The sequence below is a fragment of the Streptomyces sp. NPDC023481 genome, from assembly GCF_055560195.1.
The window spans coordinates 821374-833849 of the sequence record NZ_JBVHJE010000001.1 but is presented as its reverse complement, the minus strand read 5'-3'; the positions used below and the strand labels follow the sequence as shown (position 1 = coordinate 833849).

The window sequence follows — 12476 nt, the reverse complement described above, 5'->3', positions numbered from 1 at the left end:
TGACGGTACGGCGAGGGGGCGCCCCTCTTGAGGAAAGGGCGCCCCCCTGGAAGCGGCCGGCCGGGCCCGCTCGAGCCGACCTGGTCCGGAAGGAAGTACCTAGCTGGGGTTGGTGTCGATGACCCCGGTCCGCTCCGCGGCCGTCTTGCCGCGCAGTGCCTTGCGCAGCGCCGCGACGACGTCCTCCGGCAGGACGCCCCGCTTCCCGGTCGCGGTCTGGATCTGCACGCCGTCGAAGGTGCTGCCGTAGGCGTTCTTGAGCGCCTTGAGGTCGTACGTGTCCACGAGCTTGCCGTCGACGGCTTTGAAGCTGATGATCTTCGGCAGCGACAGCGGGCCGAACGGGATGCTGTGCACCGCGTCGGTCTGCACCCGGACCAGGCCGGACATCGCGGGCTTGGCGAACTCCCTCAGCTCCCGGTCGACCTCGGCGTTCGACACCGTGGGCTGCCTGGTGGTGGTCGGCACCGTGACCGGGGGCGCGGCGCCCTGCTCCACCAGGGTGCGGTAGGCGTGTTCGACCGCGCTGGTCGAGCGGCCGGCGTCGATGGCCTTGCCCGCCTTGCCGTAGACGGCCACGGCCTTGCCGGACTCGAACTTGATGGTGCCGTCCGTGACCGAGCCGGAGCCGCCGCCGGCCTGCTGGAGGGCGGCCTGGAGCTTCTCCTCGTCCACCGGGATGACCGGCTGCACCACGCGCTTCTGCCCGAAGAGCGAGCCGACGACGTGCACCGGGTTGTAGTCGCTCTTCGCGGCCTCGCTCACGGTCGCCTGGTAGTCGAACTGCAGGCCCGCGTTCTCCGGCGTCAGGCTGACGGTGTTGCCGCCCACGGACAGCTTCAGCGGCTTGTTCACCCGGCTGCCGAAGGCGTCGTCCAGCTTCCTGACGGCCTCGTCGCGGGTGCCGCCGCCGATGTCGACACCGAGCACGGTGGTGCCCTTGGGCACGTCGGTGTGGTTCATCAGCAGGCCGGCGCCGTACGCACCGCCCGCCACGACGACCACGCCGACGGCGAGCAGCATCAGCTTGCTGCGGCCCTTCTTCGTCGGCTTGGCCGCCGCCTTGGGCGCGGACGCCTGCTGGGGCGCGGCGGGCGCCGCCGGGCCGTCGGCACGGCCGCCGAACGGGGTGTTCCCCCCGCCCGGGACGACCGGGATACCGCTGGTGACGGTCTGTCCGGAGACGTTGTCGGCGGCCGGGGAGCGGTAGCCGGGCGTGCCCGGCTCGGGGGCCGGCTTCTGCGGGGTGAGGATCGCGGTGTCGTCGCTCAGCCCGCCACCGGGGCCACGGCCCGCGGGCGCGCCGGTGCCGGCGCGGTCGGCGATGTCCGCGAGGGCGCCACGGCCGGGCGGGGTGCCGCGGCGGCCGTGGGCGGCGCCGGAGGGGCCGTCGAAGGGCTCGCCGGGGCCCGCGCCGAAGCCCGGTCCCGCGCCGAAGCCGCCCGCGGCCGGCGGCACCAGGGTGCCGTCGCCGGTGACCGGGCCGCCGGTGGGGCCGGCCGGGCCCTGCGGGCCGCCGGGTCCGCCGTGGCCGCCGGGCCCGTTGTAGCCGCTGGCGCCGCCGTGCCCGTGGGCACCGCCCGCCGCACCGCCGTAGCCGTCGTGTCCGGGGGCGGCGGCCGCGCCGCCGCCGAAGCCCTGGCCGCCGGCGCCCGCCGGGCCGGCGCCGAAGCCGTCCCGGTCGCCGTTGCCCGCACGGTTCGCGTGGGCCGGGTCGGCCGCGTTGTCCGGGTGGTTCGCGCCGTTCGCGTGGCCCGCCTGGTCCGAGAAGTACGGCAGGCCGTCACGGCGGGACTCGCCGGAGCCGGCCGGGCCGGGGCGGGAACCGCCCAGCGGGCCCCCGGTCAGTGCCTCGGTCACGTCGAAGGAGCCGGTGCCGCCGCCGTGGCCCGGGGCGACGGGGCCGCCGGTGGCGCCGGGCAGGCCCTTGCCGTTCGTCCCGCCGGAGCGGGAGCCGCCCGGCACGCTCATGGAGCCGACGACACCGCCGGGACGGCCGCCGCCCGGGCGTGCGCCGGTGGTACCCGTCGCGCCGGGCGCTCCCGGACCACTCGTACGGCTGCCCGGCGCACCGGTGGCGGAGGCCGGGGCGGCGGAACCGCCGGGGATCCCGGCGCCGTTCGTGCCGCCGCCGCCCGGACCGGCCTTGGGCGCCGAGGACTTGCGGGGCGCGAACCAGTCGCTGGTCTTCTCCTCCGCCGGGGCCGCGGGGTCGGCCGGGGCCTCGGCGGCGGGGGTGCCGGCGGGCGTCCGGTCGGCGGCGGGCCGTGGCTCGGCGGCGGGCGCCTCGCCTCCTGCGCCCTCGCCGTCCCCGACGGGCTTGCGCACGACGACCGGCGGGATGGGCCGGGAACCGGGGATGTTGATCCGGATCCGGGTCGTCAGCGTGGTCTCGGTCTTCTTCTCCTCCGGTCGCGTGCCCGAACGGCCCGCGCCCGTACCGTCGTCGGAAACCATGGGGGTCCCGTACGGCGGCGTGCCGGAGGGGTATGCGGCTCCGCCGCGCCCGTCGGGCCCGGAGGACGGAGTGTCAGTTTCACGACTCAAGGCAGGTTCTCCCGGTTGGCTCCACCGCCCGTGACGACCTCACTGCGGGCGGCTCGGCGGCGCGCACCACCATACTGGCCACTTCTGGCGCTTATCCCATGACCGCCGAGGAAACCCACACGGGACTCGCACGGGCGCCGCACGGCGAAGTGGTACGTCACTTCCCAAGTCGGGCGGTGCCGCCGCGAGGTTGCCGCCCGGCGCCGACGGTGGCACAGATCACAGCGAGGGCCATGCCGCCGAGCAGGAAGAGGTAGGAGCCGCCGCCCGCGCCGAACAGGAAGTCGCCCTCGGGCCGTGTGGTGGTGAGCAGGACGACGGCGACGATCCAGCCCGCCGCCGGGGCGACCGCCCCGCCCCGGCTCGCGGTGGCGTACGCGCCGCCGAGGAAGGCCCCGGCGGCGCCGGCGAGGGCGAGCAGCAGCCCGCCGGGGAACCAGGCGGCCTGCAGCAGGGCCCCGGCGAGGCCCACGAGCGCGCCGAGCAGGAACAGGCCGACGAGGGCGGCGGCCCGGCCGGCGGAGGGCGGGCGCAGCGGCTGGGTGAGCAGGGAGCCGTTCCCGCCGCCGCTCACGACGCCTCCCCGAGACCGGGGCCGACGCCGACGCCGCGGTCGAGACCGAGGTCGAGTCCGGCGAACAGGTCGGTCTCGCCGGGCTGCCCCTGACCGCGCACCAACTCGTAGTACTCGGTGGTGAACAGCGGCTGGGCGAGCGCGTTGGAGAGCGCGAAGCAGGACCCGGCCACCTCGATCTGGGTGGCGTGGGCGCGCATCGCGGCGGCCTTGGCGGCGGCGTACGCGGTGCCGTCGATCGTCGCGGTGATCCGCTCGTCGTCCACCACGCCGGGTACGTCGTCCACGGACGCGGCCTTGTCGAACGGCAGTGCGGCCAGCTCGTCCTGGAGGCGGGCGAAGGCGGCGTCGGCGACGGAGCGCGGGACGCGGTTCCAGTACACCTTGGCGACGCGGTGGCCGCGTTCGGCCGCGAGGTCGACCGCGCGCATGGCGACGCGGTGGGCCTGGATGTGGTCCGGGTGCCCGTAGCCACCGTTGTCGTCGTAGGTCACGAGGACCTGGGGGCGGACCTCCAGGATCACCTCGGCGAGCCGGCCGGCCGCCTCGTCCACGTCGGCCTGCCAGAAGCAGCCGGGGTCGGCGTTCTCGGCGAGGCCCGTCATCCCGGAGTCGCCGTACCGCCCGGCGCCGCCGAGCAGCCGGCCGTCCGTGACCCCGAGCGCGGCCAGGGCCGCGGCCAGCTCGCCGCGCCGGTGCGCGCCGAGCGCGGGGCCCGTCAGGTGCCGCAGCTCCGGCGGGATGACCTCGCCGTGCTCCCCCAGGGTGCAGGTGACCAGGGTGACGTGGGCACCCTCGGCCGCGTACCTGGCCATGGTCGCGCCGTTGTTGATCGACTCGTCGTCCGGGTGCGCGTGCACCAGGAGAAGACGCCGGGAGGGCAGTTCCGTCATGGGAACCACCCTACGAGGTCCCCGCGCCGGCCCCCGGGACGGCGGCCGTCAGAACTTGATGCTGCCGATCATGCTGGCGACGTTGGTCGTCAGCTGGCTGATCGTGGGGGCGACGGTCGAGGAGGCGAGATAGAAGCCGAGCAGGACGCAGATGACGGCATGGCCGCCCTTCAGCCCCGACTTCTTGATCAGCAGGAAGACGATGATCGCCAGCAGCACCACCGCCGAAATCGAGAGTGCCACGGCGGCTCACCTCCAAAGATCCCAGGGACGCGGGTTCTAGATCAGTTGAGCAAATCCATGCAGATGCCAGCAGGTTCATACCCACTCTGCGGTAGTGATCATAACTATCCGTACTCGCGCATCGGTCGGCGCACGGCCGCACAAGGGGGCGCATGGCCAATATGGTCGGGGCATGACGACCGAGGCTGACTCCTTCCCCCGTCGGCACGCCCGGACCCAGCGGTTCACGCTCGGCGCGCCGCGTGCGTTCACCGTGGCACCCGACGGTTCGCGTGTCGCGTTCCTGCGTTCCGGCTCCGGCACCGACCGGGCCAACTCCCTGTGGGTACTGGACCTTCCGGAGGGCACCGAGCGCCTCGCGGCCGACCCCGGCGCCCTCCTGCACGGCGCGGCCGAGGAACTGCCGCCCGAGGAGCGGGCCCGCCGGGAGCGTAGCCGCGAGGGCGGCGCCGGCATCGTCGGCTATGCCACCGACAGTGCCCTGGAGTTGGCGTCTTTCGCCTTGTCAGGGCGGCTTTTCACGGCGGAGCTGCGGGCCGGCACGGCCCGTGAACTCCCGGCCCAGGGGCCGGTGGTCGACCCGCGTCCGTCCCCCGACGGACGGCACGTCGCGTACGTCGCCCGGGGCGCGCTCAGGGTGGTGGGCGCCGAGGGGGACGGCGACCGGGCGCTGGCCGAGCCGGAGTCGGCGGACGTCTCCTACGGCCTCGCGGAGTTCGTCGCGGCCGAGGAGATGGCGCGCTCGCGGGGGTTCTGGTGGGCGCCGGGGTCGGACCGGCTGCTCGTGGCGCGCGTGGACGACACGCCGGTGCAGCGGTGGTGGATCGCGGATCCGGCCCGCCCGGAGCGGGAGCCGAGCCGGGTCGGGTACCCCGCTGCGGGCACGCCGAACGCGGACGTGCGCCTGTTCGTCATCGGCCTGGGCGGGGAGCGCACGGAGGTCGCATGGGACCGGTCCCGCTATCCGTACCTGGCGCGTGTGCACTGGTCGGAGGCGGGTGCGCCGCTGCTGCTCGTGCAGGCGCGGGACCAGCGCAGCCAGCTGTTCCTGGCGGTGGACCCGGATACCGGGGCGACCCGCATGGTGCACGCCGACGAAGATCCAACTTGGCTGGAACTGTTCGCCGGTGTGCCCTGCTGGAGCCGCTCCGGGCAGCTCGTCCGGGTCGCGGACGAGGCCGGCGCACGGGTGCTGACGGTCGGCGAACGGCCTTTGACCAGCGGTCAGTTGCACATTCGGGCCGTACTGGACGTGGGTGCGGTGGACGTCCTCGTTTCCGCCTCTTCCGGCCCGGAGGCCGAGGCACTGGAGATTGGCGAAGTCCATGTGTACCGGGTGAACGAACTGGGCGTGGAACGCGTGTCGCAGGAGCCGGGTGTGCACACGGCGGTGCGGTCCGGGAACGTGACGGTCCTGGTGTCCGCCACCCTGGACCGGCCGGGCACGCGGGCCCGGGTGCTGTGCGACGGAAAACCGACGGCCACTGTCCGGTCGTACGCCGAAGATCCCGGTCTGTCCCCGCGGGTGACCCTCACCGAAGGGGGCGCACGCCGAATTCCGTGCGCCGTGCTTATGCCACGGGACTACCACGGTGACACTCCCCTGCCGGTCCTCATGGACCCCTACGGCGGCCCGCACGGCCAGCGGGTGGCCGCCGCGCACAACGCCCACCTCACCTCCCAGTGGTTCGCCGACCAGGGCTTCGCGGTCGTCGTCGCCGACGGCCGGGGCACTCCGGGCCGCTCGCCGGCCTGGGAGAAGGCCGTCCGGGACGACCTGGCGGCCGTCGTGCTCCAGGACCAGGTCGACGCGCTGCACGCGCTCGCCGAGCGGTACCCGCTGGACCTGGGCCGGGTGGCGATCCGCGGCTGGTCCTTCGGCGGCTACCTGGCGGCGCTGGCGGTGCTGCGCCGCCCGGACGTCTTCCACGCGGCGGTCGTCGGCGCCCCGGTGACCGACCTGCGGCTGTACGACACCCACTACCAGGAGCGCTACCTCGGCGACCCGAACAAGCAGCCGGAGGTCTACCGGCGCAACTCGCTGATCGACGACGCGGGCCTGGTCGACCCGGCCGGGCCGCACCGCCCGATGATGATCATCCACGGTCTCGCGGACGACAACGTGGTCGTCGCCCACTCCCTGCGCCTCTCCTCCGCCCTGCTGGCCGCCGGCCGCCCGCACGAGGTGCTGCCGCTGTCCGGGGTGACCCACATGACCCCGCAGGAGACGGTCGCGGAGAACCTGCTGCGGCTCCAGCTGGACTTCCTCCGGCGCTCCCTGCCCGGGCCGACCGGGGGTGAACTGCGTTAACACGGAGGCAACTTCGCGGACGCGGTACCGATATACGGACACGCGAGGCTGATCAGCGTACGGCCGTGCGGGTGCCGTAAGCGGGCCGGGGCGACCATGTCGTCCCGGCCCGCTGCCGTGCGCCCGCGCTCGCTCACGGCGGTACGACCTGCCGGTCCTCCGCGAAGTGGCACGCCGAGGGGTGGGCCGCGGGGCCGGAGGTGCCATGGAAGGCGGCCGGCACGGCGAGCGCGGGGACCTCCTGGGCGCAGCGCTCCCGCGCCTTCCAGCAGCGGGTGCGGAAGCGGCAGCCGGAGGGGATGTCCGTCGGCGAGGGCACGTCACCGCTCAGGATGATCCGCTCACGGCGCTCGCGGGCCCCGGGGTCGGGCACGGGCACGGCGGAGAGCAGGGCCTGGGTGTAGGGGTGGGTCGGGTGGTCGTAGATCTCGCTGTCGCGGCCGGTCTCCACGATGCGGCCGAGGTACATCACCGCGATCCGGTCCGAGATGTGCCGGACGATGGACAGGTCGTGCGCGATGAAGACGTACGACAGGTCGAACTCCGCCTGGAGCCGGTCCAGCAGGTTGACCACCTGGGCCTGGACCGAGACGTCCAGCGCGGACACCGGTTCGTCGGCGACGATGATCTCGGGGCGCAGGGCCAACCCCCGTGCGATGCCGATGCGTTGGCGCTGGCCGCCGGAGAACTGGTGCGGGTAGCGGTTGATGTACTCCGGGTCGAGGCCGACCACGTCCAGCAGTTCCCGCACCCGGCGGCGGCGGTCGCCCCTGGGGGCCGCCTCGGGGTGGATGTCGTACGGCTCCCCGATGATGTCGCCCACGGTCATCCGGGGATTGAGCGAGGTGTAGGGGTCCTGGAAGACCATCTGGATGTTCCGGCGTACGGCCTTCAGGGCCCTGCCGGAGAGCCGGGTGATGTCCTCGCCCTTGAACCGGATGGTCCCGGCGGTCGGGCGCTCCAGGTTGCACAGCAGCTTGGCGACCGTCGACTTGCCGCAGCCGGACTCCCCGACGATGCCGAGGGTCTCGCCCCTGCCGAGGGTGAAGTCGACGCCGTCCACGGCCTTCACCGCGCCGATCTGCTTTCTGAACAGCACGCCCCGGGTGAGGGGATAGTGCTTGACGAGACCGCTCACTTCGAGGATCGGCTCAGCCATCCAGGCACTCCCTCCAGAAGTGGCAGGCGCTGCCCCGGCCGTCGGACACCTGGTAGAGCGGCGGCTCGTCGGTACGGCACACGTCCCGGGCCATCGGGCAGCGCGGGTGGAAGGAGCAGCCCGGCGGGATGCGGGTGAGGTTCGGCGGCAGGCCCTTGATGGCGTACAGCTGCTGCCCCTTCTGGTCCAGGCGGGGGATGGAGTCGAGCAGGCCCCGGGTGTAGGGGTGGGCGGGTGCCTGGTAGATGGCGTGGACGGGTGCGGACTCGACGATCCTGCCGGCGTACATCACGGCGATGCGGTCGGCGACGTCCGCGACGACGCCGAGATCGTGGGTGATGAGGATGAGCCCCATGCGGTACTCGCGCCGCAGCTCCGCGAGCAGGTCCATCACCTGGGCCTGGACGGTGACGTCGAGGGCGGTGGTGGGCTCGTCGGCGATGATCAGCGCCGGTTGCAGGGCCAGCGCCATGGCGATCATGATGCGCTGGCGCATCCCGCCGGAGAACTGGTGGGGGTAGTCCCGCACCCGCTGCGCGGCGCCGGGGATCCGCACCCGCTCCATCAGCTCGACGGCCCTGGCCCGCGCGTCCTTCTTCGACATCCCCCGGTGGACGACGAACATCTCCCCGAGCTGGTCGCCCACGGTCATGACGGGGTTCAGGGCGGACAGCGCGTCCTGGAAGATCATCGCCATCCCGGCGCCACGGTACCGGCGCCGCTCCTCGCCCTTCAGCGTCAGCAGGTCCTGCCCCCGGAACAGGATCCGCCCCCCGGTGATCCGGCCCGGTGGCATGTCGAGGATCCCCATCACCGCCTGCGCGGTGACGGACTTCCCGGAACCGGACTCCCCGAGCACGGCGAGCGTCTCCCCCGCGTCCACCGCGTAACTCACCCCGTTGACGGCATGCGCCACCCCGTCCCGGGTCCGGAACTCCACCACGAGCCCCCGCACATCGAGCAGCACGCGAACCTCACCTCACTCTCGGACGGACGGCACGACCGCCCCTGGCCGGGCCGGACCCCTCGACGCCCCGCCACCCCGGACTTCCGGCGTCACCGCACCCTCACCTCAGCTTCGGGTCCAGGGCGTCGCGGATCGCGTCGCCGAGCATGATGAAGGCCAGGACCGTGAGGGCGAGGGCGCCCGAGGGCCACAGCAGGGCGTGGGGGGCGTTGCGGATGTAGGGGGAGGCGGCGGAGATGTCGATGCCCCAGGAGACGCTGGGCGGTTTGAGGCCGACGCCGAGGTAGGACAGGGTCGCCTCCAGGGCGATGTAGGTGCCGAGCGCGATGGTCGCGACGACGATCACCGGCGCGACGGCGTTCGGCGTGATGTGCCGCAGCAGGATGCGGGCGTCGGAGGCGCCGAGGGCACGGGCGGCCTGCACGTAGTCGTGCTGCTTGGCGGTGATGACCGAGCCGCGCGCGATCCGGGAGATCTGCGGCCAGCCGAGCAGCACCATGAACCCGATGACCGGCCAGACCGTATTGGAGGTCACCACGGAGAGGAGGACGAGCCCGCCGAGGACGACCGGGATCGCGAAGAAGATGTCCGTGATCCGGGACAGGACCGCGTCCCACAGCCCGCCGAAGTAGCCCGCGAGACCGCCCAGCACCGAACCGAGCACCGCCACCCCCAGGGTCGCCAGCACCCCGACCGTGACGGACGCCCGGGCGCCGTAGACGGTCCGCGTGTAGACGTCGCAGCCCTGTCCGTCGAAGCCGAAGGGATGCCCCGGCTGGGATCCCTCCCGGGCCTTGGCCAGGTCGCAGCTCAGGGGGCTGCCGGAGGCGATCGCCGAGGGCCACAGGGAGATGACCACCAGGAAGAGGATGACCAGGGCGGAGAGCAGGAAGACGGGGTCGCGGCGCAGGTCGCGCCACGCGTCGGACCACAGCGAGCGCGGCCGGCCCACGGGACCGCTGCCGCCCCCTCCCGCCGGCGTCTCTTCCAGCGTGGCCGCCTCGCTCGCCCCGAGGTCCATCGCGCCGCCCATGCCGGTGCCGGCGATCGCACGCTCGGGCTCGTACGGCTGTTCAGGCATAGCGGATCCTCGGGTCGAGTACGGCGTACAGGAGGTCGACGAGGAGGTTGGCGACCAGGAAGACCAGGACGAGCACGGTCACGAAGCCGACGACGGTCTGTGTGTTCTGGCGCAGGATGCCCTGGTACAGCTGGTAGCCCACGCCGTGGATGTTGAAGATCCGCTCGGTGACGATCGCCCCGCCCATCAGCGCGCCGATGTCGGTCCCGATGAAGGTCACCACCGGGATGAGGGAGTTGCGCAGCAGGTGCCGGGTGACGACCCGGTGCCGGGGCAGGCCCTTGGCGACGGCCGTGCGGACGTAGTCGGACCGCCTGTTCTCGGCGAGGGAGGTGCGGGTGAGCCGGGTGACGTAGGCGAGGGAGACGGAGGCGAGGACCAGGCCCGGCACGATCAGCTCGCCGAACGCGGCGTCCGGGGAGACGGACGGTCTGATCCAGCCCCACTCCACCCCGAGCAGCAGCTGGAGCAGCAGTCCGGTGACGAAGGTGGGCACGGAGATCACCACCAGGGTCAGCAGCAGCACGGTGGTGTCGACGGGCCGCCCGCGCCTCAGGCCGGTCAGCACGCCGAGCGTGATGCCGACGACGACCTCGAACAGGACGGCCACGACCGTGAGCCGGATGGTGACCGGGAACGCCGTGGCCATCAGCTCGGTGACCCGCTGGCCGTTGAACGCCGTACCGAAGTCGCCGGTGAAGACGTTCCCCATGTAGGTGGCGTACTGCTGCCAGAGCGGCTTGTCCAAGCCGAACTCCCGCCTGAGCTGGGCGGCGGTCGCCGGGTCGCACTGCCGCTCGCCGCACAGGCCCGCGACGGGGTCGCCCATCACGTTCACCATGAGGAAGATCAGCAGGGTGGACCCGACGAACACCGGGACCATCTGGAGCAGTCGCCGGACGACGTAGCGCCCCATGGCGGCTCAGCCGACCTTGATCTCGTTGTACACGGGGACGCTGAAGGGGTTGAGCGCCACGTGGGACAGCCGCTCGGAGTAGCCGGCGCTGCCGTTCTGGTACCACAGCGGGATGGCGGCCATGGTGTCCCGGACCACCTCCTCCGCCCGCTGGAACAGCCCGACGGCCCTTCCCTGGTCGGTCTCCGCGTTGGCCCGGTCGACGAGCCGGTCGAAGTCCTTGTTCGACCACTTGCCGTCGTTGGAGGAGGCGTCGGTGTAGTAGAGCGGTTGCAGGAAGTTCTGGATGAGCGGGTAGTCCATCTGCCAGCCCGCCCGGAAGGGACCGGGCATCTTGTGCCGGCCGATCCGGTTGCGGAAGTCGGCGAAGGTGCCGACGGGGTTGCCGACGCAGGCCTTGTCGTCGCCCAGCGCGTTGTTGATGGAGTTGCACACCGCGTCCACCCACTCCTTGTGCGAGCCGGTGTCCGCGTTGTAGGTGATGCGGACCTGGCCGCCGGGGATCCCGCCGCCCTCCTTGATCAGCTTCTTCGCGCCGGCCGGGTCGTAGGCGCAGGCCCTGCCGCACAGGCCGGCCTTGTAGCCGCCGGCGGTGCCGAGGACGGGCGAGGTCCAGTCGGTCGCGGGGGTGCGGGTCCCGGCGAAGATGGTCTCGGTGATCTGCCTGCGGTTGATCGCCATGGACAGGCCGGTGCGGACCTTCTCGGTGCCCGGCTTGTTCCAGGCCTTGTCGTAGTAGGGGAAGGCGAAGGTCTGGATGATGCCGGCCGGGGTGTTGATGTAGCGGTCGCCCAGGTCGCTCTTCACGTTCTTGAGCTGGGCGGCGGGCACGTCGTCCACCAGGTCGAGGTTGCCGGCCATCAGGTCGGTGTAGGCGGTGTTGCTGTCCGTGTACACCTTCAGGTCCACGCCGCCGTTGCGTGCCTTGTCGGGGCCGGGGTAGCCGGCCCACTTCCGCAGGGACATCTGCGAGCCCTTCGTATAGGACTCGACGGTGTAGGGGCCGTTGCCGACCGGCTTGCTCAGCCAGCCCGCGTGGTCGGTGAAGAACGCGCGGGGCAGCGGGGCGAAGGCCGCGTAGCCCAGGGTGTCGGGGAAGCCGGAGAAGGTCTGGCGCAGCCGGACGGTGAAGGTGTGGTCGTCCACCACCTTCAGCCCGGACAGGGTGTCGGAGGTCTGTGTGCCGCTGCCGGGGTGGACCTTGTCGTATCCGTCGACGTAACCGAAGAAGTAGGCGTTCTTCTGGTTGTGCTTCAGGCTCGCCCCGTAGTTCCAGGCGTCGACGAAGGAGTGGGCGGTGACCTTCTCGCCGTTGGAGAAGGTCCAGCCGCGCTTCACCCGGATCGTGAAGTTCCGCGAGTCCCTGGTGGTGATGGACTCGGCGAGCATGTCGGTGGCCTTGCCGGTCCTCGGGTCGTACTTCTTCAGGCCCCGGAAGATCATGTCGAGGACCTTGCCGCCCTGCACCTCGTTGGTGTTGGCCGGCTCCAGCGGGTTCTGCGGGTCGCCCCAGGAGGAGCTGAGCACCGCCGCGCCGCCACCGCTGCCCGAGGCCCCACCCCCGCAGCCGGCCGCGGCGAGTCCCACCGCCACCGCGCATACGGCCCCTCGGGCGCGCGTGACTCCCCGCATGCCGTGCCTCCTCCGTACCCACCGACCCGATATTGGTCAATATCGGCACATATGACATGTATCGCATGCTTACCGTCCGATTGAACGACCTTTAGAGGGACACGTCATCCGAATGCAGGCACCGGCCGTCCGCCACTCCGACGATCTTGGGTG

General features: G+C 72.4%; 10 protein-coding genes. 1 reads left to right on the top strand and 9 read right to left on the bottom strand.

Going from position 1 to position 12476, the window contains the following annotated elements; genetic code table 11:
- Nucleotides 1–99 precede the first annotated feature (99 nt).
- From ACZ3ZD_RS03935 to ACZ3ZD_RS03920, 4 genes are all read right to left on the bottom strand, one after another.
- On the bottom strand, nt 100–2547 hold the full coding sequence (locus tag ACZ3ZD_RS03935) for a hypothetical protein (protein WP_467393134.1): 2448 nt from the start codon (nt 2545–2547) through the stop codon (nt 100–102).
- Between the two features lie 157 nt (nt 2548–2704).
- Nucleotides 2705–3121, bottom strand: a complete 417-nt coding sequence (locus ACZ3ZD_RS03930; protein ID WP_467393132.1) for a DUF6113 family protein — start codon at nt 3119–3121, stop codon at nt 2705–2707.
- Nucleotides 3118–4014: an N-acetyl-1-D-myo-inositol-2-amino-2-deoxy-alpha-D-glucopyranoside deacetylase gene (gene mshB / locus ACZ3ZD_RS03925; protein WP_467393130.1), complete on the bottom strand. Its 897-nt coding sequence runs from the start codon at nt 4012–4014 to the stop codon at nt 3118–3120. Before mshB ends, ACZ3ZD_RS03930 begins: the two co-directional genes overlap by 4 nt.
- A gap of 48 nt (nt 4015–4062) precedes the next feature.
- A complete protein-coding gene (locus ACZ3ZD_RS03920; protein ID WP_467393128.1) occupies nt 4063–4257 on the bottom strand; it encodes a hypothetical protein in 195 nt (64 codons plus the stop codon).
- Nucleotides 4258–4429: 172 nt separating this feature from the next.
- Between ACZ3ZD_RS03920 and ACZ3ZD_RS03915 the strand changes: the two genes are divergently transcribed.
- A complete protein-coding gene (locus ACZ3ZD_RS03915) occupies nt 4430–6568 on the top strand; it encodes a S9 family peptidase (RefSeq protein ID WP_467393126.1) in 2139 nt (712 codons plus the stop codon).
- Between the two features lie 133 nt (nt 6569–6701).
- Here the strand turns inward: ACZ3ZD_RS03915 and ACZ3ZD_RS03910 are convergent, their stop codons facing one another.
- The 5 genes from ACZ3ZD_RS03910 to ACZ3ZD_RS03890 form a co-directional block, all read right to left on the bottom strand.
- Nucleotides 6702–7727, bottom strand: a complete 1026-nt coding sequence (locus tag ACZ3ZD_RS03910; protein ID WP_467393124.1) for an ABC transporter ATP-binding protein — start codon at nt 7725–7727, stop codon at nt 6702–6704.
- Entirely contained in the window at nt 7720–8694 is a 975-nt protein-coding gene (locus ACZ3ZD_RS03905; protein ID WP_467393122.1) for an ABC transporter ATP-binding protein, read from the bottom strand. Before ACZ3ZD_RS03905 ends, ACZ3ZD_RS03910 begins: the two co-directional genes overlap by 8 nt.
- Nucleotides 8695–8794: 100 nt before the next feature.
- Nucleotides 8795–9775 carry an ABC transporter permease gene (locus tag ACZ3ZD_RS03900; RefSeq protein ID WP_467393120.1) on the bottom strand — a complete coding sequence of 327 codons (981 nt, stop codon included), beginning with the start codon at nt 9773–9775 and terminating at the stop codon, nt 8795–8797.
- A complete protein-coding gene (locus ACZ3ZD_RS03895; RefSeq protein ID WP_467393118.1) occupies nt 9768–10691 on the bottom strand; it encodes an ABC transporter permease in 924 nt (307 codons plus the stop codon). Before ACZ3ZD_RS03895 ends, ACZ3ZD_RS03900 begins: the two co-directional genes overlap by 8 nt.
- Nucleotides 10692–10697: 6 nt before the next feature.
- Entirely contained in the window at nt 10698–12323 is a 1626-nt protein-coding gene (locus ACZ3ZD_RS03890) for a peptide ABC transporter substrate-binding protein (RefSeq protein WP_467393116.1), read from the bottom strand.
- Nucleotides 12324–12476: the final 153 nt, after the last annotated feature.